Genomic DNA, 25,771 nt, shown 5'->3' with positions numbered 1-25,771 from the left:
CGCAAGGCTGTCATTAACGGGCAGCAGTCGTTAGCACCACCCGAGCTTGAGGACCAATCATCAATGAAGATCAGCACCGCGTCATTCCTGTCTATCCGTATCCCCCGATTATTGCTGCCCGCTTTGGCCGCATGGGCACTGCTGAGCAGCCCGCCCGCACTGGCCGCCGACGTGGCTGGCACTTACGTGGGGCAAGACGGGCGCAGCGTTTATCTGGTGCAGGTTGTTGAAACGCAGCGACAGCGCTGGACTGGCCGGATCGAGCAATCCGCCTTGCAAAACGACGGCCAGATTGCAGTGCAAAGTGCGCCGGTGGGCGGTGTCATCAATGGCAATACGCTTACCGCCACGCTCAATCAACGCAATCTGGACATGGGTGTTGCGGCGCTCGCCAGCACGTTCCGGGTCGGCGTTTTGCATCTGACCAGTCGCAATGGCGGCACCGATCTGTTTCGCGCCGATGAAGCCACTTATCGCGCCCGGGTAGCGGCACTGCGTACACAGGCGGCGCACTAACCCACACACACGGTGATTGACGCGCCCGTCGTCGCCCATTATGTTGAATGCATGAACCGCATCGCCCTCACCCCGACCACTACCACCACGACCGCTAGCGGCGGGCCGTGAGGTGAGTGCGTGAGAGCGAGTTAACGTATTCAACCGCAGGCCCCGCCAGAGATGGACGGGGCCTTGTTGTTTCTCCGTCCGTACTGGCACAACAACCAGGAGAAACATCATGCAGCACTCAGAACCGCAGCGCGCCGCCCTGCTGATCATCGATATGCAGGTTGGACTGTTTCACGGCCCTGAACGGCCGTGGGAAGGCCAGCGCGTGCTCGACAACATCAACCAGCTCATCCACAAAGCCCGGCTGGCCGGAGCGCCGATCTTTGCCGCACGCTTCTTCGGGCCGCCCGGCACACCCATCGCGCAAGGCAGTCCGCTGACTCAATTACTGCCGGATCTGGCCATAGACCCGGCGCGTGACACAATCTTCGACAAAGCCCGCCCCAGTTGCTTTGCCGGTACGCGGCTGGCAGATCAATTGCTGGAGGCGAACGTCAACCAATTGGTGATCGCTGGCATGAAAACGCAATATTGTATTGATGCCAACTGCCGCCTGGCGCGGGATGCCGGTTATAGCGCGGTGCTGGTGGCCGACGCGCAAACCTGCTCTGACACACCTGAGCTTTCAGCCAGGCAAATCGTGGCGCACCACAACGCCACGCTCAAAGGCGCTTTTGTGAAGCTGCAAAATACGGTTGAGGTTGAGTTCTGAACTGGCAGATAGCGAAGGTGGATGCAATCAGGCGAGCGCATTCACCTCATCCTGCCGATCCAGTCTTGCGCTTGCCCGCTAAAACTTCTCGGCAAACAGCACAGTGCCGGTTTCCAGCCAGGACTTGAGGTTGGACAAAATGCGTGGCCAGCCCGCAGACACCGCCGCAACAAATCGTGAATCAGGTTGATTCAGCGTATGGGTGATGCTCAGTTTAGCCACGTCCCCGACTGGTTCGATCTCGATCACGCACCGCGAGTAGCCTTCTGCCTGCATTTCCGGCTTGAACTCGTTCCGCCATTTCAACACCAGCCGCCGGGCTGGCTCACTTTCCAGCACTTCACCGCTATCCGCGATGCGGCCATCAGCAAACACCAGTTGCCATGGCGCGCCGGCAGTCCAGTGCGACAACTGGTACATGCCAAACCAGTATTGCCGGGTGAGTTCCGGATTGGTGAGCGCAGACCAGAGTTGCTCCGGTGTTGTGCGTATGAACGTGACATATGCAAAAGTGCTGGTGCCTGACATGATTTTCTCCCTCGGTCGCTGATTGCCTGGGCGCATTCAGCGCGTACCCGTGACCGGCGCGTGGCAATCTGCCGCTTCTGCCGCATGCTGATCCCCCTTAGAATGGGGCATTCGCACAATCTCGCATCCGCATTACCGCAATTCTTTCTTCTTCACTTCCTGGTTCAATCATGAGCGATCCAACCGCAAGTCATTCCGTGTCGGGGCAGCCGCTGTTTCCTGGCCGCCACTTTGCCGCTTTCCTGTTTGACATGGATGGCACCGTGCTTACGTCCATCGCCTCGGCCGAACGGGTGTGGACCCGCTGGGCAGAACAGCATGGCCTGGACGCCGCGACCTTTGTGCCGACCATCCACGGTGCGCGCGCGGTGGATACCATCCGCAATCTGGGCTTGCCAGGTGTCGATGCCGAAGCCGAAGCGCGAGCCATTACGATCGCCGAAATTGCCGACGTTGAGGGCATCGACCCGATCACCGGTGTGGCTGCGTTCTTGGCTGCTTTGCCGCAAGATCGCTGGGCCATTGTGACCTCCGCCCCGCGCGAACTGGCATTGCGCCGCATCGCCGCTGCTGGTTTGCCGGTGCCGCCGCTACTGGTTTCTGCCGACGATGTGGAACGCGGCAAGCCCGCGCCGGATTGCTTCCTGCTCGCGGCCAGCCGCCTGGGCGTAGCGGCGACAGATTGTCTGGTGTTCGAAGATGCTCCGGCGGGGATTGCCGCGGGCGAAGCGGCGGGTGCCAAAGTGGTGGTGGTGACTGCCACGCATAGTCATCCGCAACCGACTGCGCATCCGCAGATTCCCGGCTACGCGCATTTGTTTGTTGAAATGACGCCCGCCGGCGGCTTGACAGTGTTGGCACGCGATACGATGGTCAGCCCGGCAATCTAGCCAGGCAGAAGCGGGCTAACCCTCGCTCTCGACCCGATCACGCCCGCTGGCTTTGCCGCGGTACAACGCCCGATCCGCCCGGGCCAGCGTGCTGTGCACGGAGTCGCCCGCCCTGGCGCAGGCGACGCCAAAGCTCGCGGTGATCTGACCCACCTGACCAAAACGATGGCTGGCAATTGCTTCACGTAGTTTGTCGGCCACGCTCACCGCGCCGGCCAGATTGGTGTCCGGGCAGATCACCAGAAATTCTTCGCCACCCCAGCGCCCGACGATATCCATGCTGCGCGTAGTGGTGACCAGCAGTTGCGCCACGCCAATCAACACCAGATCGCCGACCTGATGCCCGCGAGTGTCGTTGACCTGCTTGAAGTGATCCACATCCAGCAGCACTAGCGCGAACTGGCTGCCAGAGCGCTGGCTACGATTCAGTTCGTTTTCCAGCACCTGGTCCAGCTTCATGCGGTTACCCACACCGGTCAGCGCGTCGGTCACGGTCAGCCTTTCCAGTTGCTGATTGATAGTGACCAGCTCCGCTTGCGCCACTTTCACCTGCGCCAGCGCTTCGTTGGCGGCACGCGTGGCTTCCTGGGCGGCGGTTTCGGCAAAGCGATGACGCGATATCACGGTCTTCACTTTGCGTAGCGTGGAGTTAAAACTGTTGATGACCTCGTCGAACTCGACGCGGTGGGTTCGGGGCAGTTCTTGCAGATCCGCTGCTTCGTTAGAGGCCAGCGCCCGCAACCCGTCGCGCAAACCCCGCAAAGGCACGAACACCAGGCGCAGACTGAACAACAGCACAATCAATAGCAGCGCGTTGACCACCAGTACTTCCAGCACCCGCCGCAACAAGGCATCCGCCAGCGCCTGGTTGATCTGCGCCCGCGAGAAATAAACCACTACCTTGCCAATGCTGGTCTTGCGGCGTGTTTCATCCACCTGCAGCGGTGGAAAAATCTGGATCTCTTTGACCACCTCGTTAGCGATATCTCGTGCGCGAGTGGACTGATGATTATTGCTCAGCGCCCGGTCCATACTGGCCACCGGCCCTTGCTGATCGGGCGTGAAGAAATACACCGCCTGCACTTCCAGCGGGATCATGGCGGCTTCCAGCTTGGCCTTGATCACGCTCTGATCCATATCCCAGACCGGCTGTGCCAGGCTTTGCTCCAGACGTGTGGATACGTCATCCTGCAACGCCAGGAAGCGGTTTTCCAGATCACGTCGTAGCAGCGTTTGCTCGTAAAAAGCAAAAATGCCCAAGGTCGCCGTCGTCACGGCCATGAACAACGCAATCAGACGCAAACGAATCGAGTTCATTTGAGGGATCGCGTCGTGACTGAACGCAGCGTTTGCATGCGGCGGCGGCTATTCAAGAACCGGCAGCCTTGTCGAACAGCACGCGAAACTGCGCCAGCTCGGGATGCGTTTCTTCGTATTTTTTGCTGAAGCCCACATGGACTGTCTCCGACTTGATGACCATGACCCGTTCCGACTTGTACCGCATGCGCTCGGGCAGACCGCGTTCTTGTAATGTGTTGAGTGCTTCATCCAGCACCAGACTGGGATTGACGACACAATCAATTTCGCCGACCAGCATCTTCTTGACCAGGCCGGCAAACTCCAGCCCTTCCACTACGACAATCTTGCCTTGCTGGGCAAATTTGAAAAACTCCGGGCCTGGCGCCAGGTAGCCGCGCTGATTGCCAAATTTGAGACCGGCAAAGTCATCCGGATATTTGTTGAAAGTGCGCTTGGCCACCGCATCGCGATTGCAGTGAACCGCCACGTCTTCCCGATAAATGGGTTTGGAGTGATTCAGAAACGGCCGCTCTTGCGGGCGGTAATACACGCCGATTATGCCGGCGCTATTGCCGGTTCTGGCTTCTTCGACCACGCGTGCCCATGAGGCAAACTTGATCTGCACTTTGTAGCCAGGAATTTGCTGCGTTATGCGCCGAATCTGATCAATGTACGCACCTTTGGCGACACCGTTTTCCTCGTAAGACATGGGCTTTTGCCCGGCTTCGGAATAGAGGGTAATGGTGGTTTCGGCCTGCGCCAGCGGGCAAGCCAGTAACAACCCGACAATCAAGCCATATCTCATTACCGTTTATCCCCAGATACATACCGCCAAGTTACCAGAAAATCCGGTCAACCCCGCGCAATGACGTATGCATGCATGGTAGATGCAACAGCAGCGACTAATGTTTGTCGCCAATCCACAGTTGGCGGGCACTAACGGGGGCTTGGCAGGTTACGAGCGGGTAACAAATCGGCTCATTTGGGGGCACAAGGGTTTTGCCCCTTGGCTGCAGTTTCGTTTCAAACTGCGACCCTGAGCGAAAAAGCCTGGAGCACGTGGCGCCCCAGGCTTTTGCGAATACGGTGAGTCAGCGGCTCAAGTCGCCAGCGCTGGCTTGGCGGCCGGTGCTGGCAGGCGTCGCTGCAGCAGCCAGAGCAAGGCAAATGCCACCACCGAGGTACCGACCACAACATAACCCACCACTTCAAAGTGCTCGAGCTTGCCCGTCACGCCCAGCGTCACGATATGGCCCGCCACCACCGAAGCAATGCCACCCGACAACTGCTGGATCGACGCGCTAATGGCATTGAATGAGCCGCGCTGGGTTACCGCTGGCACGGACGACATCAACGCCTGAAACGGGATCATGCGCGAGAAGATACCGACAAACATCAGGGCATTGACCAGCACCAGCAACGGCAAGGAGATCGGGCCCAGATGGGTGTAGATCAGCACCATGATGATCGAGATCACCGTGCCCAGCGTAAACACACGAAATTTGCCATACGCATCCGCCGCTTTACCAATCAACGGGCCGCAGAAGATGGTGCAAACCCCGGTGATCAGATAAACCGTCGGCAAACTGTGCAAGCCAATACCCAGATTGTTCACCACGAAAGCGCTGGCAAACGGCATAAGCATAAAGCCGCCCGTGGTCAGCAATGCGGTCGTGGCAAAGGCCAGCAAATAACGTGACTCGGTCAGCGTGTGGAACAAATGCATCCACGGGCTGTGTTCTTGCGGAATGGCCAGATGGTCTGCAACCGGCTGCATACGCCAGGCCACAACCAGTCCGCCGACCAGACCCAGGCCAGCCATTGCCAGGAAGGGCATATGCCAATCCCAGTTGTTGGACAAATACAAACCGGCCGGAATGCCCAGCACCTGGCTGGCGGCAAACGCGGTCTGGATCACGCCCATTACCCGACCACGCATTTGCGGTGGAAACAGGTCAGTGGCAATCGCCAGCACTACCGAACCAATCACGCCACCAAACACACCGGTGACGATGCGGGCGAGCAGCAAGGTTTCAAAGGTTTGCGCCAGGCCACACCACAGCGTACCCAGGACAAAACCGGCATAGAAGAACAGCAGGATTTTCTTTCGGTCAAAGCGGTCGGCAAAACCGGCAGTGAGCAACCCGGATATCCCGGCACTGAAGGCATAGGCCGAGACCACCAACCCGAACTGCTTCGGACCGATATTGAGCGCCGGCATGATGATTGCGCCGAGCGGCGACATCAGCATGAAGTCGAGAATGACGGCAAATTGCAAAAACGCCAGCATGCCGACAACCAGTTTTTGGTAGGACGTGAACTTCCCAGGCAAGGATGCTTGATTCATAACGGTGTTCCGGAACGACACAATGGAAAAGAGAATACTGAGGACATCGGCCCATCAGACTTTGGCCGTGTCCTTCGTTTATCTGGATGCGTGTTTATATCATTGTCATGCCCGCCGGAGCTGGCATGTTGCGGTTTTTGTGTGGCTCAGCCAGCTGATGTTAGCCCGGCTTTATTGCGCGGCGTATTTCAGCACAAACGCAGGGAGTCCTGCTCGTTATTGCGGCAGCCTGCGCGAGCCGCCGGAACGCTTGCCTAGCCTGGTCACGCTGTTTTTCCGGCTTCGCGCATAACCCTGTGCAGAATAGCCGTTGCTGCAACGTGTATCGATGGCCATCTTGGCTCATATTGCCCGATTGCGCCTTTCGTTTCAGCCAGGCCATTCCTGGCATTCATCGCCGCGATAGGATGCTCTCCTGTTAACGCAACAGGAACAACCCATGTCTACCTCCCCTTTTGATGGCGCCTGGCAACTGGTTGCCGGCGAATGCCTTGATAACGGCGAAATGCTGCATTACGACAAGCTGGATATCCGCTCCCGCAAAGTGCTGGCGGAGGGCCATTTCACCTTTATCTCGTACCAGAAGGGCGCCTTCTGGTCTGCTGGCAGTGGCCGTTTTCGGGTGGATGGCGAGCGCTATATCGAGAATCCGGACATGGGTACTTATTCGCCTGAGGCCCTGCGCGAATATGCGTTTCAGGCTCGCCTGATGAATGACGAGTGGCATAACGAGCGCTGGGAGAACGGCGTGCGCGTCGAATATGAACTGTGGCGGCGCATTGCGAACTGAACGCCTGCTATCGCGGCTGATTCATTTTGCGAATTATGCGACAGGATAGGATCACTTTGGCCGCCAGAGCGGGTCTATGCTGAATTCTCCACCCGCCCGGAGATAACAACATGGCTGCACTACGCATTGATGACCTGCCTCAGGCGATTCGGGAGGCAAAACGTCTGCTGCGATCCCGCCTCCCGCAGTATCGCGAAGTCTTTCTGGAGGTTGAAGCAGACCTCAAATGCAAAGTGGCCGCGATTGTGGCCGAACGCGAGCAAGGCAAGTCGGTGATCCCGGAAATCCGCTACGCCGATATTGCCGCTGGCCGCGTTGACCCGGCGTTGCGGCAAAGCGTGAAAGAACGTGGCGCCTGTGTGGTGCGTGGCGTGTTCAGCGCGGAACAGGCCACGGCGTGGAACGCGGAGATTGGCGATTATGTGGAGCGCAACCACATGGTCGACAAACTGGCCCATCGCGCTGAAGACAAATATTTTGGTGAATTGGCCTCGAATAAACCGCAGATTTTTGGCGTGTACTGGTCGCGGCCACAAGTGGAGGCGCGACAGTCCACCGCGCTGACGCAAACCCGCGTGTTCCTGAATCGCTTATGGCAAACGCAAAGTGAAGGCAAAGTGCATTTCGACCCCGATCAGGTGCCGGTGTATGCCGACCGTTTGCGGCGGCGCCCGCCGGGTTCGGAATCACTGGGTTTGTCGGCGCATTGCGATGGCGGTTCGGTCGAACGCTGGCTGGACGAGAATTTCCGCCAGGTTTACCGGCATGTCTTCAGCGGCGACTGGCAACGTTACGACCCATTCGATGCGGCTTTTCGTACCGAAGTGGGCGAGATCCCCTCGCCCGCCGTGTGCTCCATGTTCCGCACGTTTCAGGGCTGGACCGCCCTCACCGCCCAAGGGCCGGGCGACGGCACATTACAGTTGATTCCCATCGCCAATGCCATGGCTTACGTGCTGTTGCGGGCCTTGCAAGACGATGTACCCGAGGATGATCTGTGCGGCGCGTTGCCGGGGCGGGCGTTGTCGCTCAAGCCGGAATGGCATCAGCCGCTGCAGGCCGCATTGTCGTCGATCCCGTTAATGCAACCTGGCGACACCGTGTTCTGGCATAGCGATGTGATTCACGCGGTGGAAGACGAGCACAAAGGCTCCGGCTGGAGCAACGTCATGTATATCGCCGCTGTGCCCGACTGCCCGAAAAACCAGGACTATCTGGCACGCCAGTTGCCAGCGTTCCTTGAAGGCAAAAGCCCACCTGATTTTCCAGCGGACCACTTTGAAGTGGATTTCACCGGGCGTGCAACTGCTGCTGATCTGACCACCTTGGGCCGCCAGCAATTGGGCATCAAGGCCTGATCTCCCGTATTAAATCGCCTCACCGGTAACCAGACCGCAGCACTGCGGTCTGGTCCAGCCTCTGCAATCATCGCCAACCGCCATTCAAGCATCCGCGCAAGCTGCCGATATCCATACACCGGGCTTTCAATCATGCGCCCGGAATTTTTGTCAGCGGTACATCCTGCGGAACCCATTCCATGACGGTCATTTCGTCGTTGAGCAATACGAATCCGAATCTCTTGAGCGCCGGCACGCTGACAAGCGCTGGCTCGGTCAGCACAACGGATAATCTTGCGAATGCGGCCGCGCAGCCGACGCCATCTGCAGTGGTGACGCTGGGAAATGTCAGTGGCAGTGTCCAGACTTACTCGGCACAGGGCACTGTGGCCTTCGCACAGCAAACCATCACCACCTGGAAAACCGACTCCAAAGATGCGGTTTCGCTGCTGATGGCGCACAACGACCAGGCTTCTTCGCTCAGCCAGCGTCTCAAAGGGCTGGGCGCGGCGGTGCTGAACGCTTTCAAAACCGGCAGCGGCAATTACTCGCAATCGGTTACGCGCGCCAGTGCAGCGGGCATGGCACTCAGTTCGAGTAATGGCGTGCGCGCCGACACCGAATTGCGGATCAAAACTGCCAGCGGCGTGCTGGTGAAGATAACGCTGGCTAGTCAGGATTCCGGACTGGCCGTGGATATTCAGAGTGACGGCAAACTGAGCGACCAGGAACGAACCGCCATCGCCGGATTGGCCGATGGATTTCAGGATGCGCTCGACGGCTTGGCCAAAGTGCCACCCAGCCTGAATCTGGCGGGCATGGCGGGTTACGACAACCGCGTATTGGCTTCGGTTGATTTGCAGACTGCCGTGCGCCAGGGGCAGCAGCCCACCAGCGTGGCCCTGCATCTGGACAACAAGGTGCGCGCCCTGAATGTGAGTAATGAGCAAGGCAAGTTGCAGCTGAACGTCAACACGGGCAACAGTTTGATCCAGGGTACCGCCGCTCAGCGTGCGGCCTCGATCAACAGTTTTCTGCAACAGGTGGACGCCGCAGCAGCGCGTGGTCATGGCGATGCCACGCTAGTCAGCATGTTCAAAGACGCGTTTGTCCAGTTGAACAACGACACCGCATCGGCTGGCACCAGCTACACGCAACCGCTCAATGCGCGGGATCATGCCATGCTGACCGGGCTGGCAGATTTTCAGGCGTCGATCACCGATACGCCCAGGTCGGTTAATCCGATGCGCCCGGCTGAGGTTGATTCGTTTAACTGGAGCGCTTCGCAGAGCACCAGCATCGGCGGCAAAACCGCGCTGGACCGGACCATCACCCAGACGCAACAAGCACGCCTGACCGCCAGTTACCATCGCCCGCTCACCGGCACCCGGCTGGATCTGACCAGCGATCGCAAATCGCAGAACTATTACTACGATCAGATTGACGATGTGGCGCAGAGCAAAGCCAACATCACTTATCAGGATGGCAAACTGACTAGCGCCACGCTGGATCAATCGGCCAGTCAGACCACGCATGAAACCAAATTCGTGCAGGGAAAACAGGAAGAAGACAAGACCATGCCGGTGCAACAGTCGCAGACGCTCAACCTGCTGGGTTTGCTGGCGCAGAACGACACAACCAGCACGGCAGCGTCAGCACAAAGCGATGCCGCCAATGCGCCGAATCTGGTCAAGGCGCATGGGTTGATTTTGTTGCATACGTCACCCAATGATCTGCGCGCCGCATCCCACTGATATGTTCATCATTGCGCGGACAGCCCGGAGTGGCGGACCAGCGCCCGGCTGGCCAGCGCGATAGCAATCGCAACCACGATCAGCCCGGCCGCCACCGCAAAGGTCAGTTGCATGCCGGTGGCAACCGCAGCGGGATGCGCGGCGGTGATATCGCTGGTCGCGGTAGCCATCGCAAATATCGCCCCCATAACTGATGCGCCGGAAATCAGCCCGAGATTGCGCGACAGGCTGAGCATGCCGGAAACGACGCCGCGCTGATCCGGCGGCACTTCCAGCATGACCATGGTGTTATTGGCCGCCTGGAACAGCTGATATCCCGGCGTCAGCACAGCAATGGCGACGATATAGCCTGCCAGGCCGAACAGCGTCGGCAACGTGGCCAGCGCTAAAGCTCCGAGTGCCATTTCACCCAAGCCAGCCATGACAACCGCTGATGCGCCCCAGCGGTCGACCACGCGCCCAGCCAGCACCCCACTTAGGGCGGAGATCAGTGGCCCGATTGACATCACGCCCCCGACCAGAGCCGCGCTCAGCCCCAGCGCGCGCGACAGATAGAACGGCCCGACCACCAGTGTCGCCATCATCACCGTTGGCACCAACACGTTCATGGCCAGGCTTGCGCTGAATGCCGGATCGCGGAACATGGCCAGCCGCATCAGCGGCGCGGCGACTTTGTTTTCAACCAGCACAAACAAACCAGCCCCCAACGCCCCAACCAGCAACAACGCGATGTTGAGCGGACCAAAATGGCCGCGTCCCATGGTCATGGCGAGCGCATATGCAGCAAGGGTCAATGCCAGCAGCAATGTGCCCGCATGATCAAAACGCTGCCGTCTTGGCTGATCCTTGGGCTGATCCACCGGCAAATAACGGGCAGCCAGCAAAAAATTGAGCAAACCCAATGGTAGATTGACCAGAAAAATACTGCGCCAGCCCAGTCCTGCAATCAGCAAGCCGCCGAGCGACGGGCCGAGCGTGGTGCCAATGGCCGACATCGTGCCGAGCAAGCCCATGGCACTCCCGGTTCTGGCCTTGGGTACGGTTTCGCCAACCAGAGCGATGGTCAGCGCCAGCATGATTGCCGCGCCGAGGCCCTGCAAGGCGCGAGCGACAATCAGCGATATCAGCGTTGGTGCCAACCCGCACAACAACGATGCCACGGTGAACACAACAATACCTGCCAGCAACAGCCGACGGCGGCCAACCAGGTCGCCAAGCCGCCCGACGCTGACAATCAATGCGGTAATAGTCAGTAAATAAGCCAGCACGATCCACTGCACTTGCTGAAAAGGAGCGCTGAATGCCACGGCCAGGGTTGGCAAACCCACATTGGCGATGCTTGTGTCCAATGAAGGCATGAGCATTGATAACGACAGGCTGGCCAGCGCCCAGCGCGCCGTAGCAACAAGAGGTGGATTGGCCGCGGTCGCGGTGCCAACTTCAGGATTTAATGGTTTCAAGGCCATTTCCTTGATGTGAAAAGGGGAACTCCCGACGGGAGAGCGTTGTTATCAAAGTAACCCCTTGCCATACATGGCGGAAGACGCACCATTTGCACTTCATTCATGCGTATAACGCCATGCCACGATGGGCCTGTGCTATGGTCAATGCATGCCCGGACCCGATCTGAACCTGTTGCTTACCCTTGATGTGCTGCTGGCAGAAGGCAATGTCGCGCGCGCTGCCAAGCGCCTGCACCTGAGCCCATCCGCCATGAGCCGGGCGTTGGCGCGCCTGCGTGAAACCACCGGTGACCCGCTGCTGGTGCGCGCCGGGCGTGGACTGGTGCCCACGCCGCGCGCGCTGGAACTGCGCGAGCGGGTTGGCCAGTTGGTACAAGAAACGCAAGCCGTGCTGCGCCCGGCAGAAAACCTGGACCTGAAGCGGTTGGTGCGACGATTTACGCTGCGTACTAGCGAGGGTTTTGTCGAGAGTTTCGGGCCGGGGCTGATTGCCCGGATTAATGAGCAAGCGCCTGGCGTGCGGCTGCGCTTTGTGGGCAAAACCAGCAAAGACAGTACGCCGCTGCGCGACGGATCAGTTGATCTGGAAACCGGGGTCGCCGGGACCAGCACCAGTCCGGAAATCCGCACTCGCGCACTGTTTCGCGACCGCTTTGTGGGCGTGGTGCGTGCCGGGCATCCGCTTAGCCGGGGCGAAATCACGCCGGAGAACTACGCTGCAGCCCGGCATGTGCTGGTATCGCGGCGCGAGCAAGATCGCGGGCCGATTGATGACGCATTACAGACCTTGGGGCTGGAGCGCGAAATCGCCACCATTGTCGGCGGCTTTGCCACGGCGCTGACTCTGGCCCGGGCGACTGATCTGATCGCCAGCGTGCCCGAACGCCACACCGGCAGCCTACGTGCCGATATGTTCAGTTTTGATCTGCCGGTGAGCATCCCGGCATTTACGGTATCGATGCTCTGGCACCCGCGCATGGATGCCGACCCGGCGCATCGCTGGTTACGCGACTGTGTGCGTGAGGTCTGCGCAGAGCAACTGGGCGAAACCTGGACGCCTTAGTGATCGCGCACCACTTCGGCTGGCGCGGCATCGCCCGCCTGCTGCGCAAACGGCAGCGCGTCGGTGATCAGATGAACCAGGAAGCGGCCGGGCTGTTCTTGCATCATCATGTGGGCGGAGTCGGCAAAACTGACCAGCCGCTTGGATGGCGCGGTGATATGTGAAAACCATTCTTCGGCCAGTTCGTGCGGCGTGGTGTAGTCATGCGCCCCCACGTAGACAATCACCGGGCAGCCAAAGTGGGTAACTTGATCGAAGTTTGAGGCCAGCATGGGCTCCAGCAAGTAGCCCAGTGAATACAGGCTGCCTTTGTCGATGGCATCAAGGTCGGCGCGGCTGTAGTCGGGCGACAGTTCCTCGGCATCCACGTCAAACTGGTAATCCTTGCGACCCCACGCCAGCCCGCCGTAATACATCTCCCATTTGCTGCGCATGCCGATCCGCTCAAGGCTCATTTTGCCGGTACCCGGATAAGGTGCCATTGCTTCCAGTTCGCGAATCGCGGTGGCATTGCCTTCGGCCCTGGCCTGGCGCAGCGCGAAGTTATAACCCACCTCTTCGTTGCGTCGCCCGTTCACCACCTGCCCGGTCGAGATATAGGCGTAGAACCATTCAGGATGCCGTTGCGCCAACTCGACGCCCAGAATTGAGCCCCAGGAATGTCCCAGCAGAAATATCTTCTGCTTGCCAAAGCGCGTGCGCAGGTACTGCACCAGTTGTGCTGCGTCGTCCGTCATGCTGGCAACGTTCATGCCCGGCGTCATGGCTTGTTCGGTATTGGCCCGCCAGGTTTTGCCAGCGCCGCGCTGGTCCCATTGCACCACGGTGAAGTAGTCTTCCCACGGCGTCTGGAAGGTATAGGCCTCGGGCATGGCCGGAGCAGCCGGGCCGCCATGCAGGAATAGCAGAACGGGATTACGCTTATCCTTGCCGCGGATCGATACCCATTGATCAATGCCGCCAATACGCAGTTTGACCTGCTCGTTCACGCCCTGCGGTAACAGTATCTGGCGGTTGCTGTCGAGAATGCGGGTAACTTGTTCGCGCGACATTGGCCGTGTGGCATCGGGCGCAGATGCAACCGAAGTGGGCGGCGACGTGGCAGCCAGCGCCAGCGATGTAGCCAGCCCAGCAAACAAAGTCAGCAGGCCAACGAGTGTATTGCGCAGTAACCGCAAAGCCATTCTCCCCAATGGATAGACCTACCCAGCCTGATATTTTTGTCGAGATGATCTTTTCGCTGGCTGCAGCCTGGCGATTTATTACGGCACCAAAACATGCTGCCATTGCGCCAACCCCACGCTTTGGCACAGTACCTTCGGCGTTTATTTTAAATACTCCTGGCATATGCGAGAATCTGTCAACACTGTCAGGCCTTTGCCGTTGGTGCCGTCACAACAACGCCGAACCATTGCGGCTTGTTCATCGCGCTGACTGAACCGGGCCTGGCGCAACACTGGCGTCCCGGCTGCAGGTCGACGGCCTTACCTCATCATTTTTACTCGTCGCAAGGGAGCCGGCAGTGAATCCACTTTTGCTCCAGCTATCTGAATCCGTCAACGAGGCGGAAACCCTGGAAGACCTGACCCGGCAATTGCTGGAGATGCTGGTCGCCATCACCGGGCTTGAATCGGCCTATCTCACGACCATCGATCTGTCGCAAGGGCTGCAACATATCCAGTTTTCCCGCAACACCGGGCACCTGGTCATTCCTGAAGGTCTGTCAGTGCCGTGGGAAGACACCCTGTGCAAGCGCTCGCTGGATGAAGGTCGCCAGTTCACCGACAACGTCAGTGATTGCTGGGGCGATTCGGACGCGGCGCGCGAACTGGGTATCCGTACCTATCTGAGCGTGCCCATTCACACAGCAACCGGTGACCTCCATGGCACTTTGTGTGCGGCCAGTTCGGACCAGAAATCGGTCGATGTCGGCACCGACCGCATCGTGGCGTTTTTTGCCAAACTGATTGCCCAGCATATTCAGCGGGAATCGCTGCTGGATGAGCTAAAACAGCGCAACACCGATCTTGCCGTCATGGCGCTGACCGATGTGCTGACCGGCTTGCCCAATCGCCGCGCCTTGATGAACGAACTGCAACGCATGTTTGCTGCGGCCCAGCGCGCCGGACAATATGTGCTGTTGGGTTTTGTCGATCTGGATCATTTCAAACAAATCAACGACAACTATGGCCATGAGGCCGGCGACGCGGTGCTGCGGCAAATCGCCACCCAGTTGCTGCAAGCCGTGCGCGCTGGCGATCTGCTGGCGCGTATCGGTGGCGACGAATTTGTGGCCGTTGGCTTGGGTCCGCATCTTGGCGAATCGGTAGATGAAGCGTTGAACACCTTCAAGTCGCGGCTATTTGACGTAACGCGCGCCAGCATCAGCACGCCCAACGCAACGTTCGACTACGCCGGTGCCAGTGTCGGCGCGATCGCTGTGGACCCAGCCTTTCGCAACCCTTGGGACGCGCTGAGCGAAGCGGATGCGGCTATGTACAAAGTCAAACAGGCCCGCCGCTTGCCAGCCCCAGCCAATCCCTGAGCCCGCATGCGCCTGCGGGTTATTTACCCAAGGCGCATACCGGTTCGCTGATCGGGCACGCCAGCCCCGCTGGTTTGATTGCCGGCCGATACCTGCCCTCTTCTCTCTGACCTAAACAGTCCCGAATTGCCGCGGATGGCTGGTCATACGCTTCAAACCATTCAAAAAAAAGATAAAATAGTAATAACAAATGAATATTAAATTCATTTAAGTTATTAAAAAGTTACGCTACAGTGAGTTGGCTCGGCTGGCGCACCACCGCCTTCGCCGCATCAAGGGCTGATTTCAAACGCTATTCAGCCGCTTTGCTTTGAACATGCGTTTTGCCCCTGTTTGCGAGGAGCCAATATGTCTGCCAACGTTCCGATTCTCACGCTGCATACACCTGACGTCCCCGCCCAGCGGGCCAAAGCCGTGGTGTTTTCTGATCCTGCATCCCACGCCTTGTTCGATATGCTGGCGCGCGTTGGCCCCAGCGAAGCACCGGTGCTGATCGTGGGCGAAACCGGCACCGGTAAGGAAATTCTGGCGCGGCGGCTGCATGAAACCAGCGCGCGCAAAGGCCCGTTTGTGGCGGTCAATTGCGGTGCGATCAGCGAAGCGCTGGCCGAAAGCGAGTTTTTTGGGCATGAAGCCGGATCATTTACTGGAGCGCTGCGCCAGCGCGAAGGCTACTTTGAAGCGGCGCAGGGTGGCACCTTGTTTCTGGATGAAATTGGCGAGTTGCCATTGATTTTGCAAACGCGACTGCTACGCGTGCTGCAAGAAAAAGAAGTGGTGCGGGTTGGCGCGCGCAAACCGATTCCCATCGACGTGCGGATCGTCGCCGCCACCAACGTTGATCTGCAAGCCGCCGTTCTGGCCGGGCGCTTCCGGCGTGATCTGTTGTACCGCATCAATATCATTACGCTGCCGGTGCTGCCCTTGCGCTCGCGCGTGGGAGACATTCTGCCGCTGGCCGATTACTTCCTGAACCACTATTGCGCCCGGCTGGGGCAAGCGGTTCCCCGGTTGAGTGCGGAACTGAAAACGCTGCTGCTGCAACATGGCTGGCCCGGCAATATCCGCGAACTGGAAAACGTTATCCACGCCGCCTTGCTGCTGGCGCACGGCGGTGAAATTCGCCAGGAACACCTGTTGCTGGAGCAAGACCTCGCGACACCCTCCGGTGAGCCAACGCCAACGCACTCAGCCGATCCGGATGCCGAGATTGGTTTGGCGCTAGAAAAAATGTTGAACGCCGCCACGCCCGATTTGTTTACCCGGATGGAGCTGCTGATTGTGCGCACCGCGTTGTCGCGCCACCAGTTCAATCAGGTCCGCACTGCCGAATCACTGGGGATTTCGCGGCATGCTTTGCGTACGCTGATGAAACGGCATGGCTTGTTGCAGCCCGCCGCGCCTGCGCCGGCGCTGTACAGCGAGCAGACCTGGTCCATTGCCAATCTCGCCAGAGCCATCTAACTGGGTCTAGCTCCATCTGATCAAGCTGACGGTACTTCGGCATCACCATTTCGCTTTTCCACTAATACCAATCTGCTCAATAACACCGGGCCGCGCGAACTGTGCCGCCCGGTGTTATTTCATCGGTCAATCAAGCCGCAATGGCCGCTGGGGTTGTATAGCGATTCACAGGCCGCGCCAGACCCAGGCTCTCGCGCAAGGTTCTGCCTTCGTACTCGGTCCGGAACAAACCGCGCCGACGCAGTTCCGGTAGTACCAGCTCGATGAAGTCGTCCAGACCACCCGGCAAGGTCGGAGGCATGACATTGAAACCGTCGGCCGCCTCGTTCTCGAACCACAGTTGCAATTGATCGGCGATCTCTTCTCCGGTGCCTACCAGCGTCAGGTGGCCGCGTGCGCCTGAAATACGCAGATAAAGCTCGCGAATGGTCAGGTTTTCGCGCCGCGCCAGGTCAATCAGCAACGACTGCCGACTCTTGCCGCCGTTGCTTTCCGGCAGTTCTGGCAACGGGCCGTCCAGCGCGTAACCAGTCAGGTCAAACCCTCCCAGCATGCCGGACAACAAAGCCAGGCCCACCGAAGGATGGATCAACTCCTGCAGTGCCTTGTATTTGGCCTGGGCTTCTTCGCGGGTCCGGCCCACCACCGGAAAAATCCCCGGCAGGATTTTCAGCTCGTCCGGGCTGCGGCCATATTTGGCAAGGCGGCCTTTCACATCTCGATAAAACGCCTGGGCGTTTTCCAGCGTGAGTTGCGCAGTAAAGATGACCTCGGCGGTACGCGCCGCCAGCTCCTTGCCGGGCTCGCTGGAACCCGCCTGCACGATCACCGGGTATCCCTGCACCGGACGAGCAACATTTAACGGCCCGCGCACGCGGAAATGCTTGCCCTGATGATCCAGCACATGCAGTCGTTCCGGATCAAAAAACACGCCGGAAGCTTTGTCACGAATGAACGCGTCGTCTTCCCAGCTATCCCACAAGCCGGTGGCCACGTCGATAAATTCCTCGGCACGGGCATAGCGATCCGCGTGGGCTACGTGTGCATCCAGACCAAAGTTGAACGCTTCGGCTGCATTGGCAGAAGTCACCAGATTCCAGCCAGCGCGGCCATTACTCAGGTGATCGAGCGAGGCAAATTTGCGCGCCAGATGATAGGGCTCGTTATAGGTCGTGGTGACAGTGGCAATCAGCCCGATGTGTTCGGTCACGGCGGCCAGCGCGGATAACAGCGTCACTGGTTCAAAGTGATCGGACTGCGCGCCGCGGCTTTGTGCTTCTTGCTGAGGACCACCGTTCCAGACCGCTGCGCTGTCGGCAAAGAATACGGCGTCGAATTTGGCCCGCTCGGCCGCCTGGGCGATCTGTTTGAAATGATCAAACCGGATGCCGCCATCGGCGCGGGAATCAGGGTGGCGCCATGCGGCTACGTGATGGCCTGCGGTCATCAGGAAGGCATTCAGTTTCAGTTGTCGTTGGCTCATTGGAATTTTTCCATGGTTTTAGCGGCCCGCTTTAACGGGCAGCCCAATGCAGATCGGAAGCAGATCAGAAGCATGTGAGGCATGCAGTTCTTTGCTTAAAACGGACGGCTGCCCGCCAGGCTCACGCGCTTGAGCACGCGACGTTCTTCAGGCGAAAACGCCGTGCGCGAATGCAAGGTGGCCTGGTTATCCCAATACACGATGTCGCCCACTTCCCAGTCATGCTCGTAGCGGTATTTGGGGTTCTGCAGATGCTGGCGCAGCCGGGCGATCAGCGCCTGTCCGTGCTGCGGGTCAATACCAGGCAGCTCGACCTCGGTATGGGTGCTCAGAAACAGCACCTTCTTGCCGCTGGATGGATGAGTACGTACCAGCGGATGCGGAAAGCCATGGCTGGTCGGAGTCAGATCCGGCGTGCGATACAAGCGGCGCGGCAGGTCACGGGGATGAGTAAACGGGTTGTAGGTAATGAGTTGCAGCTGGTCAATTTCGTTGCGGGTGGCTTCGTCCAGATCGGCGTATGCCCGGGCGATGTTATACCAACTGGTTCTGCCACCGCTTTGCGGGACTTCCAGTGCATACAGGAGCGAGCCTGCCGACGGCAGCGGCGTCCACTGGTGGTCAATATGCGGGGTCAGTTCGCCACTGCCGGTGTAGCCGCCATCCTGATTGGAGACCGGCACCACATCGGGCGGGGTGCCGCCAGTACCGGAAGCCAGCACCGGGATATCTTCCGGCGGCCGGAACACCGATCCGAAGTAGGTGCTGAAGGCCAGGAAGTGATCGTCGTTCAACTGCTGCTGTTTGAAAATCAGAATGTGATGGTTATCCAGCGCCTGCTTTAGACGCAAGACCAGATCGGACGAGAGCGGGCGATTCGCATCCAGCCCGGTTACGACTGCGCCCAGCGGCCCACCCGTTGCGCTAATGCTGACGTCGGCCGGGGTCTGGATTGCCGGGCGGTCCAGCTTAGCCAGTTTGTGAAAAGCCTGCGCCAGAGGTGTGGTCAGGGTAGAAACAGCGGTCATGTGTGGTGTCCTTATGCACTACTTGGATAAAACGAAAGAGCTTTAGAATTTTTACTCATGACGTGTCTCTGCAGAAACCGTGCCAGCACGCCAACCCGCACCCAGCCAAGGTATTGCCGTGTCGGGATGTATCTGGCCGCACAGTTGACGCAGCAAATTGCGCGATTTCAAACAGTGGCAACTCTTTAGGTGGCCGGTTTGACTGGCTGATTTCGCACAGCCTGCGCGCCAGATTGCTGGCAATGCGCCCAGCCACTGCCTCTGGTGCCCGGATTACCCAGTGCCTGCTACGCTGGCATGACTTCTGCTCAGAAGCGATGACTTGAACACCAGCCCCGATCCCAAAAAACCATAACCGGCTGGCCTCACCGTCACCGCACTAACAGTCCTCAATCTGGCAACGGGCCCATCCGTCTGGCCAGCACCGTCCTGTGGAGCATGAGTCAATGAGTGAACGCAAACTGCACCTTGGTGCTTTTATCCAGGCCACTGGTCATCACATCGCCGCGTGGCGGCATCCGGGTTCGCAAGCGGACTCCGGAACCAACATCGACCACTACCAGGAAGTGGCGCAGACCGCCGAGCGCGGCAAGTTTGATCTGGTGTTTCTGGCCGACAGTCCGGGCATTTATGAACGCGGTGACAACGAAGCGCGCGGCCGCTATGGCCGTATCGCCCATTTCGAGCCGGTAACTTTGTTTGCGGCGCTGTCGGCAACCACCAGCCACATCGGCTTTGTCGCCACCGACTCCACCACCTACAACGAGCCATATTTGCTGGCCCGAAAATTTGCCTCGCTGGATCATTTATCCAAAGGACGTGCGGCGTGGAACGTGGTTACCACCGGCAATGAAGCCGCCGCCGGTAACTTTGGCAAGGCCGAACACCTGGCACATGCGCTGCGTTACGAGCGCGCCGAGGAATTCCTCGATGTGGTCAAAGGCCTGTGGGACAGCTTTGACGACGACGCTTTCCTGCGCGACAAAACCAGCGGCGTTTATTTTGACGCGGACAAACTGCATACGCTCGATCACCAGGGCAAGCATTTTTCCGTCACCGGTCCGCTCAATATCTCGCGACCACCACAGGGTTATCCGGTGATTGTGCAGGCCGGCGCGTCCGAAGCCGGGCGTGAACTGGCGGCGCGTACCGCCGAAGTCATCTTTACTGCCTGGCAAACCCTGGAAGAAGCCCAGACGTTTTATCGCGACGTTAAAGGACGTCTGGCCAAATATGGCCGCAACCCGGACGAGCTGAAGATCATGCCGGGTTTGTCGCCGGTGATCGGGCGCACCCAGGAAGAAGCCGAAGCCCGCTACCGCGAGTTGCAGGAGCTGATTCACCCTGCGGTCGGGATATCGATAGTGCAACGGTTCTTTCCGGATGTAGACCTCAGCCAGTACGACCTGGACGGCCCGTTACCCGCTTTTGCCACGCAAACCAACGGCAATACCAGCCGCCTTGCGCTGGTATCCGAACTGGCGCGCCGTGACAACCTGACCCTGCGGCAGTTATACGAAAGCCTGGCCGGGGCACGCGGGCATCGCGTAGTGGTAGGAACCCCAGCCAGCATCGCCGATGAAATCCAGGCATGGTTCGAAAACGAGGCCGCCGACGGTTTCAATATCATGCCGCCGGTACTGCCACAGTCACTCAACGAGTTTGTTGATCTGGTCATTCCGGAACTGCAAAAGCGTGGCTTGTTCCGCACTGAATACACCGGCAAAACCTTGCGTGAAAATCTGGGCTTGCCACGTCCGCTCAGCCGCTACGCGCAATCAGGCGAAGAACGCCTGCGTGCCTGATCACTTGTCTGCGCGGCCAGACAGGCGTTTGGCCGCAAACTTCTGGAGCATCTGATGGACCTGCAACTTCAAGGAAAACGCGCGATTGTCACCGGCGGGAGTCGCGGCATAGGCAAGGCTATCGCCCGGCAACTGGCGCTGGAAGGCGCTGATGTGGTGATCGCCGCGCGTGGTCAGGAGGCCTTGCAAGCCACTGCCAAAGAGCTGGCGGCGCTGACGGGGCGCACGATTGTGCCGGTGGTGACGGATACCGGCAGCACCGATTCGGTGAACGCGCTGATTGCCCACGCGGTTGAAGCGCTGGGCGGAGTGGATATTCTGGTCAACGCCGCTGCGCTGCCGGGCGGTATTTCAACCGCCACGGGTATCGCTGAAGTGATCGATGCCGAAGCCTTGCTGGATATCGACATCAAGGTGATCGGCTATCTGCGGACCGCGCGGGCAGTGGCGCCGCACCTGTTGGCCAATGGCTGGGGGCGTATTATCAATATTGGTGGTTTGGCGATTCACCGCACCGGGCGGCCAGTGGCAACCTTGCGCAACGTGGGCGTAGCGGCGGTGACCAAAAACCTGGCAGATGAACTGGGCCCGCAAGGCATCAATGTAGTGGCAGTGCATCCTGGTTTAACCCGCACCGAGCGCACTGACAGTGCGGCTGCGGCGCGCGCGACATCTGGCAACACCATTGGCCGCATTGTCGACGCGGGCGAAGTGGCAGACATCGTGGCGTTTCTGGCCTCGCCGCGCAGTGTAGCCATCAATGGTGATGCCATTGCGGTTGGTGGCGGCAGTCCAGGCACCATCCATTATTGAAGCTGGCGAAGTTTTCACCTGACGTATCTGGAGAACCCCATGTCCATTCCCACAACCCGCTTTGGCAATACCGGCCTCACGGTCTCGCGCCTGGCGCTGGGCACCATGACATTTGGTCTGCAAACCGATGCCGAAACCTCTTTTCGCATTCTGGATCGCGCTGCGGCAGCGGGAATCAACCTGTTCGACACCGCCGACGTTTACCCTCTGGGCGGCAGCCTGGAAACAGTGGGCCGAACAGAAGAAATTGTCGGTAACTGGCTTAAGCATCGGCGCCACGATTTTGTGCTTGCGACCAAAGCAGTCGGAAAAGTGGGGCCGAATGCGTGGGATCAGGGTGCCTCGCGCAAGCATTTGCTGAGTGCGGTGGAGGCTTCTCTCAAACGGCTGGGCACGGACTATATCGATCTGTACCAGTTGCACTCTGACGACCCGGACACACCGCTGGATGAAACCATCCGGGCACTGGATGATCTGGTACGCAGCGGCAAGGTCCGGTATGTCGGGGTATCCAATTTCCTGGCATACCGGCTGGCTCGCGCACTGGGCAAGCAAGAAGCCCAGCGCCTGCAGCGCTTTGTATCGGTGCAGCCGCGCTATAACTTGCTGTTTCGCGAAATCGAGCGTGAGCTGCTACCCCTGGCGCAAGAAGAAGGGCTGGCCGTGATCCCGTATAACCCGCTGGCGGGTGGTCTGCTGACCGGCAAGCATCGGTCTGGCGAGCCCACGCAAGGGTCACGCTTTACCTTGGGCAACGCCGCTGAGCGTTATCAAGACCGCTACTGGCATGAGCGGGAGTTCAATACCGTGGGCCAATTACAGGCGGTCGCGGATGAGGCTGGTATACCGCTCGCCACGGCGGCGCTGGCCTGGGTTCTGGCCAATCCGGCCATCACGGCCCCGCTGATTGGGGCCAGCCGCCCGGAGCAACTGGATGCCACCCTGGCGGCGGTCTCACTCCAGCTGAACCCGCACGTCAAACAGCGATTCGATGACATCAGCGCCGAATATCGCCGTGGAGACGCGGCGCGCTAACGCAAGCGGTTCAACCCAATACGCCGCGCCGGGTGGGATCCGATAATGGATGCACCCGGCGCGGCGTTTTTTTACTCGACATTAACGGCTGGAGATCTGCTTGCCGTTGGCATCCTGTGGCACCCAGTAGTTTTCCAGCTTGAGTTCTTTAAGCGCGGCGTCCAGATAGCGCCGATCAATCCACTGGTCTGCATCAAACGGCTTGCGGATCAGCTTGAAGCGGTAGGCATCTTGCACTCCCTGTTTATTGCGGGCGAGCGCATAGGCGTCAAACAGCGGTGAGAGCCGTGCGGCCAGGGTGTCACCGGAGAACTCTTCGCGATAGACCGCTTCCGGCTGATAGCCGATCTGCGTCCAGAGTTTGAACACGGCATCGGTGTTCTGCGGTGCGGACGCCCACTGCACCGCTTTGACCAGCGCCTTGACCACCCGCTCGGTGATTTGCGGGTATTGGGCGGCAAATTTCTGGTTTACCAGCACATGTGAGGCCGACGCGACGGCGGGGTCGCCCTTGCTGGAATAGATCACCTTGGCCAAACCGCGGCTTTGCAAACCGAGAATATCCAGTGAGCCGAAAATGGCATCGACATTGCCACCAATGAATGCCGCGGTGTAGGTCGAGGGTTCCATATTCACTACTTTCAGGTCGCTCTCGGTCATACCGTGTTCAGCCAGAATGCGGTCGACCAGCAACTGTGACGCGGTGCCTTTGTTAAATGCCACCCGCTTGCCGCGCAAGTCTTCAACCTTGTTGATGCCCGAACCTGGATGCACGGCAATATAGCTGCGCCCGCCGCGACTGCTAACCAGTACCAGCCGCGTATCCAGCCCGACCGAACGGCCGATGAACGACGGCAGATCGCCCAACGTGGTGAAATCAAGCTGGTTGTTGGATAAAGCCTCGTTCACGGCTGGCCCTTGCCCCTTGAAGAACACCCATTCAATCTTGATACCGTCGTTCTTGAACTCTTGCTCCAGGTATTGATCGCGCTGGGCTACGGCCAGCCAGCTGGTGTTCACTTTGGGCGGGTTGCCGAAACCAGCGGTGGAAACGCCAAAGCGGATCACTGTCGGCTGTTCTGCCGCGGCACTGAACTGGGCCAGCCCGGCAGCCATAAGTATGGCCAAAACCCAGCGAGAAAACGTTGGAAGCATAAGTGGGTGTTCCGCATGAAAATAGAGAATATCGGATAGAACCAAACTAAAAACCGGGTGAACCCCGCCGTCGTATCGCGCTGGATACCGCAGCAGGCTCACCCGAGCGGGGGCGGATCACGCTGCTTGCGACACCGCCTCGATCTGCTCAGCTTGATTCGATTTTTTAAACTGATTCTGCGGACGGCTCAGTCCCAGGTTCTCCCGCAGGGTGTTGCCTTCGTATTCAGTGCGGAACAAGCCGCGCTGTTGCAGCACCGGCACCACCAGGTCGATGAACTCCTGCAGGCCGCCCGGCAGCCACGGCGGCATCACGTTAAAGCCATCCGCCGCGCCGTTTTCAAACCACAACTGCAACTGGTCGGCGATGGTTTCTGGCGTGCCAACCACCGTCCAGTGGCCGCGTGCGCCAGCGATGCGCTCATATAGCTGGCGCAAGGTCAGGTTTTCGCGCTCGGCCAGATCACGCACCAGCTTGAGCCGGCTCTTGCTGCCATTGGTGTCCTGCGGGAATTCGGGCGGCGGCGCATCCAGATCGTAACCAGACAGATCGGTGCCACCGAACAGATTGGACAACAACGATAACCCCACAGCCGGGTGGATGAGGTCTTGCAGCAACTGGTATTTCTCTTGTGCTTCTGCTTCGGTGCGCCCGATCACCGGAAAGACGCCGGGCATGACTTTGAGATCATCCACATGCCGCCCGTAGCGTGCCAGCCGCCCTTTGACATCGGCGTAAAACGCTTGAGCTTCTTCCAGCGTTTGCCATGCGGTAAAGATGACTTCAGCCGTACGCGCTGCCAGCTCTTTACCCGGCTCGGATGACCCGGCCTGCACGATCACCGGATACCCCTGCACCGGGCGCGACACGTTAAGCGGCCCTTGGACCGAGAAATGTTTGCCCTTGTGGTTGAGCGTATGCAGTTTGTCCGGATCAAAAAACACGCCGCTGGTTTTGTCACGCAGAAAGGCATCGTCTTCCCAGCTATCCCACAAACCACGCGCCACATCGACGAACTCCCCGGCCCGCTCATAGCGTTCGGCATGTTCGAAGTGATGATCGCGATTGAAGTTCTGCGCTTCAACCTCTGTTCCCGAAGTCACGACATTCCAGCCCGCACGGCCATCTGACAGATGATCCAGCGAGGCAAATTGCCGGGCCAGATGATAAGGCTCGTTGTAAGAGGTGGACGCCGTGGCAATGAAGCCAATGTGTTCGGTCACCGCAGAAAGAGCCGAAAACAAAGTCAGCGGCTCGAAGGTGGCGCTTTTCCCGTCGCGTCCCAACGCGCCGGGCTGATCAGCGCGAGTGCGGATGCCCACTCCGTCAGCCAGAAAGATGGCGTCAAATTTGGCGCTTTCCGCCAGTTGCGCCACCGCTTTGTAATGGCTGAAGTTGATCCCGGCATCGGCCTGGGCTTGCGGATGGCGCCAGGCAGCCACGTGGTGGCCGGTGACTTGCAGAAAAGCGCCCAGGCGCAGTTTGTCGTTGCGTTTGCTCATGCTGATTGTCCTGTCAGGTCTCGCCTGCCGCCACGCGCGGGCAGGCTGTCAGCAGATGATTCAGCAAGGAGCGTTCCAGCTGGCGTGACGTAATTGGCCCGTGGCGGGCAAGCCGCAGCGAGCCTTGCCTGGGCATAGCAGCCGCTGGCCGCAAGTGGGGAGTCGGGTTGGCGGGCGAGCGCTTGCGAGT

22 protein-coding genes are annotated in these 25,771 nt (G+C 59.2%); 12 read left to right on the top strand and 10 right to left on the bottom strand.

The window, feature by feature from the left end; genetic code table 11:
- The first annotated feature begins 63 nt into the window (after nucleotides 1-63).
- The gene (locus N7220_RS12745) at nucleotides 64-516 is read left to right on the top strand and encodes a hypothetical protein (RefSeq protein WP_283147898.1); all 453 of its coding nucleotides are present in this window, start codon (nucleotides 64-66) and stop codon (nucleotides 514-516) included.
- Between the two features lie 220 nt (nucleotides 517-736).
- A complete protein-coding gene (locus tag N7220_RS12740) occupies nucleotides 737-1,279 on the top strand; it encodes an isochorismatase family protein (RefSeq protein ID WP_283147897.1) in 543 nt (180 codons plus the stop codon).
- Between the two features lie 78 nt (nucleotides 1,280-1,357).
- Here the strand turns inward: N7220_RS12740 and N7220_RS12735 are convergent, their stop codons facing one another.
- A complete protein-coding gene (locus N7220_RS12735) occupies nucleotides 1,358-1,807 on the bottom strand; it encodes an SRPBCC family protein (RefSeq protein ID WP_283147896.1) in 450 nt (149 codons plus the stop codon).
- A gap of 170 nt (nucleotides 1,808-1,977) precedes the next feature.
- On the opposite strand from N7220_RS12735, the gene N7220_RS12730 reads away from it, so the two are divergent.
- Nucleotides 1,978-2,697, top strand: coding sequence for an HAD-IA family hydrolase (locus N7220_RS12730; protein WP_283147895.1), 720 nt, complete (start codon nucleotides 1,978-1,980; stop codon nucleotides 2,695-2,697).
- A 15-nt stretch (nucleotides 2,698-2,712) separates the two neighbouring features.
- Here N7220_RS12730 and N7220_RS12725 read toward each other — a convergent pair whose 3' ends face one another.
- The 3 genes from N7220_RS12725 to N7220_RS12715 form a co-directional block, all read right to left on the bottom strand.
- A complete protein-coding gene (locus N7220_RS12725; protein WP_283147894.1) occupies nucleotides 2,713-4,014 on the bottom strand; it encodes a GGDEF domain-containing protein in 1,302 nt (433 codons plus the stop codon).
- A gap of 52 nt (nucleotides 4,015-4,066) precedes the next feature.
- Entirely contained in the window at nucleotides 4,067-4,801 is a 735-nt protein-coding gene (locus tag N7220_RS12720; protein ID WP_283147893.1) for a substrate-binding periplasmic protein, read from the bottom strand.
- A gap of 294 nt (nucleotides 4,802-5,095) precedes the next feature.
- A complete protein-coding gene (locus N7220_RS12715) occupies nucleotides 5,096-6,343 on the bottom strand; it encodes an MFS transporter (protein WP_283147892.1) in 1,248 nt (415 codons plus the stop codon).
- 439 nt (nucleotides 6,344-6,782) lie between these two features.
- Here N7220_RS12715 and N7220_RS12710 point away from each other — a divergent pair, with 439 nt between their 5' ends.
- The 3 genes from N7220_RS12710 to N7220_RS12700 all read left to right on the top strand — a co-directional run bounded on the left by N7220_RS12710 (nucleotide 6,783) and on the right by N7220_RS12700 (nucleotide 10,224).
- Complete coding sequence (locus N7220_RS12710) at nucleotides 6,783-7,133, top strand: hypothetical protein (RefSeq protein WP_283147891.1); 351 nt, start codon at nucleotides 6,783-6,785, stop codon at nucleotides 7,131-7,133.
- 110 nt (nucleotides 7,134-7,243) lie between these two features.
- Nucleotides 7,244-8,491, top strand: a complete 1,248-nt coding sequence (locus tag N7220_RS12705) for a DUF1479 domain-containing protein (protein WP_283147890.1) — start codon at nucleotides 7,244-7,246, stop codon at nucleotides 8,489-8,491.
- A 179-nt stretch (nucleotides 8,492-8,670) separates the two neighbouring features.
- Entirely contained in the window at nucleotides 8,671-10,224 is a 1,554-nt protein-coding gene (locus N7220_RS12700; RefSeq protein ID WP_283147889.1) for a hypothetical protein, read from the top strand.
- An 8-nt stretch (nucleotides 10,225-10,232) separates the two neighbouring features.
- Here N7220_RS12700 and N7220_RS12695 read toward each other — a convergent pair whose 3' ends face one another.
- A complete protein-coding gene (locus N7220_RS12695) occupies nucleotides 10,233-11,684 on the bottom strand; it encodes an MFS transporter (protein ID WP_283147888.1) in 1,452 nt (483 codons plus the stop codon).
- A gap of 151 nt (nucleotides 11,685-11,835) precedes the next feature.
- On the opposite strand from N7220_RS12695, the gene N7220_RS12690 reads away from it, so the two are divergent.
- Nucleotides 11,836-12,750, top strand: coding sequence for a LysR family transcriptional regulator (locus N7220_RS12690; protein ID WP_283147887.1), 915 nt, complete (start codon nucleotides 11,836-11,838; stop codon nucleotides 12,748-12,750).
- On the opposite strand, the gene N7220_RS12685 is transcribed toward N7220_RS12690, so the two are convergent.
- Entirely contained in the window at nucleotides 12,747-13,934 is a 1,188-nt protein-coding gene (locus N7220_RS12685; protein WP_283147886.1) for an alpha/beta fold hydrolase, read from the bottom strand. The two genes, N7220_RS12690 and N7220_RS12685, sit on opposite strands and share 4 nt — an antisense overlap.
- Before the next feature lie 338 nt (nucleotides 13,935-14,272).
- Here N7220_RS12685 and N7220_RS12680 point away from each other — a divergent pair, with 338 nt between their 5' ends.
- Together N7220_RS12680 and N7220_RS12675 are read left to right on the top strand one after the other, a co-directional pair.
- Complete coding sequence (locus tag N7220_RS12680; protein WP_283147885.1) at nucleotides 14,273-15,295, top strand: sensor domain-containing diguanylate cyclase; 1,023 nt, start codon at nucleotides 14,273-14,275, stop codon at nucleotides 15,293-15,295.
- Between the two features lie 348 nt (nucleotides 15,296-15,643).
- Nucleotides 15,644-16,759 carry a sigma-54 interaction domain-containing protein gene (locus N7220_RS12675; RefSeq protein WP_283147884.1) on the top strand — a complete coding sequence of 372 codons (1,116 nt, stop codon included), beginning with the start codon at nucleotides 15,644-15,646 and terminating at the stop codon, nucleotides 16,757-16,759.
- A 130-nt stretch (nucleotides 16,760-16,889) separates the two neighbouring features.
- On the opposite strand, the gene N7220_RS12670 is transcribed toward N7220_RS12675, so the two are convergent.
- Nucleotides 16,890-18,242 carry an LLM class flavin-dependent oxidoreductase gene (locus tag N7220_RS12670; protein WP_283147883.1) on the bottom strand — a complete coding sequence of 451 codons (1,353 nt, stop codon included), beginning with the start codon at nucleotides 18,240-18,242 and terminating at the stop codon, nucleotides 16,890-16,892.
- Between the two features lie 95 nt (nucleotides 18,243-18,337).
- Nucleotides 18,338-19,270 carry a TauD/TfdA dioxygenase family protein gene (locus N7220_RS12665; RefSeq protein WP_283147882.1) on the bottom strand — a complete coding sequence of 311 codons (933 nt, stop codon included), beginning with the start codon at nucleotides 19,268-19,270 and terminating at the stop codon, nucleotides 18,338-18,340.
- A gap of 446 nt (nucleotides 19,271-19,716) precedes the next feature.
- Here N7220_RS12665 and N7220_RS12660 point away from each other — a divergent pair, with 446 nt between their 5' ends.
- The 3 genes from N7220_RS12660 to N7220_RS12650 are packed head-to-tail and all read left to right on the top strand — an operon-like array spanning nucleotide 19,717 to nucleotide 22,923.
- On the top strand, nucleotides 19,717-21,075 hold the full coding sequence (locus N7220_RS12660; protein ID WP_283147881.1) for an LLM class flavin-dependent oxidoreductase: 1,359 nt from the start codon (nucleotides 19,717-19,719) through the stop codon (nucleotides 21,073-21,075).
- A gap of 54 nt (nucleotides 21,076-21,129) precedes the next feature.
- Entirely contained in the window at nucleotides 21,130-21,888 is a 759-nt protein-coding gene (locus N7220_RS12655) for an SDR family NAD(P)-dependent oxidoreductase (protein ID WP_283147880.1), read from the top strand.
- Nucleotides 21,889-21,927: 39 nt separating this feature from the next.
- A complete protein-coding gene (locus N7220_RS12650) occupies nucleotides 21,928-22,923 on the top strand; it encodes an aldo/keto reductase (protein ID WP_283147879.1) in 996 nt (331 codons plus the stop codon).
- 81 nt (nucleotides 22,924-23,004) lie between these two features.
- Here N7220_RS12650 and N7220_RS12645 read toward each other — a convergent pair whose 3' ends face one another.
- Nucleotides 23,005-24,039, bottom strand: coding sequence for an aliphatic sulfonate ABC transporter substrate-binding protein (locus N7220_RS12645; protein ID WP_283147878.1), 1,035 nt, complete (start codon nucleotides 24,037-24,039; stop codon nucleotides 23,005-23,007).
- Between the two features lie 156 nt (nucleotides 24,040-24,195).
- Nucleotides 24,196-25,581, bottom strand: a complete 1,386-nt coding sequence (locus tag N7220_RS12640; RefSeq protein WP_283147877.1) for an LLM class flavin-dependent oxidoreductase — start codon at nucleotides 25,579-25,581, stop codon at nucleotides 24,196-24,198.
- Nucleotides 25,582-25,771: the final 190 nt, after the last annotated feature.

Origin of the sequence: Silvimonas soli, from assembly GCF_030035605.1 — a bacterium.
Classification (GTDB): Bacteria; Pseudomonadota; Gammaproteobacteria; order Burkholderiales; family Chitinibacteraceae; genus Silvimonas; species Silvimonas soli.
The sequence above is the reverse complement of the archived record's forward strand: the minus strand, read 5'-3'. Positions and strand labels throughout refer to the sequence as shown.

What these genes read in the sequence shown, in the direction of transcription:
- N7220_RS12740 (WP_283147897.1), top strand. Translation starts at nt 737, where the DNA reads ATGCAGCACTCAGAACCGCAGCGCGCCGCCCTGCTGATCATCGATATG.
- N7220_RS12700 (WP_283147889.1), top strand. Translation starts at nt 8,671, where the DNA reads ATGACGGTCATTTCGTCGTTGAGCAATACGAATCCGAATCTCTTGAGC.
- N7220_RS12735 (WP_283147896.1), bottom strand. Translation starts at nt 1,807, where the DNA reads ATGTCAGGCACCAGCACTTTTGCATATGTCACGTTCATACGCACAACA.
- N7220_RS12675 (WP_283147884.1), top strand. Translation starts at nt 15,644, where the DNA reads ATGTCTGCCAACGTTCCGATTCTCACGCTGCATACACCTGACGTCCCC.
- N7220_RS12660 (WP_283147881.1), top strand. Translation starts at nt 19,717, where the DNA reads ATGAGTGAACGCAAACTGCACCTTGGTGCTTTTATCCAGGCCACTGGT.
- N7220_RS12645 (WP_283147878.1), bottom strand. Translation starts at nt 24,039, where the DNA reads ATGGCTGCCGGGCTGGCCCAGTTCAGTGCCGCGGCAGAACAGCCGACA.
- N7220_RS12705 (WP_283147890.1), top strand. Translation starts at nt 7,244, where the DNA reads ATGGCTGCACTACGCATTGATGACCTGCCTCAGGCGATTCGGGAGGCA.
- N7220_RS12715 (WP_283147892.1), bottom strand. Translation starts at nt 6,343, where the DNA reads ATGAATCAAGCATCCTTGCCTGGGAAGTTCACGTCCTACCAAAAACTG.
- N7220_RS12720 (WP_283147893.1), bottom strand. Translation starts at nt 4,801, where the DNA reads ATGAGATATGGCTTGATTGTCGGGTTGTTACTGGCTTGCCCGCTGGCG.
- N7220_RS12665 (WP_283147882.1), bottom strand. Translation starts at nt 19,270, where the DNA reads ATGACCGCTGTTTCTACCCTGACCACACCTCTGGCGCAGGCTTTTCAC.
- N7220_RS12690 (WP_283147887.1), top strand. Translation starts at nt 11,836, where the DNA reads ATGCCCGGACCCGATCTGAACCTGTTGCTTACCCTTGATGTGCTGCTG.
- N7220_RS12745 (WP_283147898.1), top strand. Translation starts at nt 64, where the DNA reads ATGAAGATCAGCACCGCGTCATTCCTGTCTATCCGTATCCCCCGATTA.
- N7220_RS12725 (WP_283147894.1), bottom strand. Translation starts at nt 4,014, where the DNA reads ATGAACTCGATTCGTTTGCGTCTGATTGCGTTGTTCATGGCCGTGACG.
- N7220_RS12640 (WP_283147877.1), bottom strand. Translation starts at nt 25,581, where the DNA reads ATGAGCAAACGCAACGACAAACTGCGCCTGGGCGCTTTTCTGCAAGTC.
- N7220_RS12670 (WP_283147883.1), bottom strand. Translation starts at nt 18,242, where the DNA reads ATGAGCCAACGACAACTGAAACTGAATGCCTTCCTGATGACCGCAGGC.
- N7220_RS12685 (WP_283147886.1), bottom strand. Translation starts at nt 13,934, where the DNA reads ATGGCTTTGCGGTTACTGCGCAATACACTCGTTGGCCTGCTGACTTTG.
- N7220_RS12655 (WP_283147880.1), top strand. Translation starts at nt 21,130, where the DNA reads ATGGACCTGCAACTTCAAGGAAAACGCGCGATTGTCACCGGCGGGAGT.
- N7220_RS12710 (WP_283147891.1), top strand. Translation starts at nt 6,783, where the DNA reads ATGTCTACCTCCCCTTTTGATGGCGCCTGGCAACTGGTTGCCGGCGAA.
- N7220_RS12730 (WP_283147895.1), top strand. Translation starts at nt 1,978, where the DNA reads ATGAGCGATCCAACCGCAAGTCATTCCGTGTCGGGGCAGCCGCTGTTT.
- N7220_RS12650 (WP_283147879.1), top strand. Translation starts at nt 21,928, where the DNA reads ATGTCCATTCCCACAACCCGCTTTGGCAATACCGGCCTCACGGTCTCG.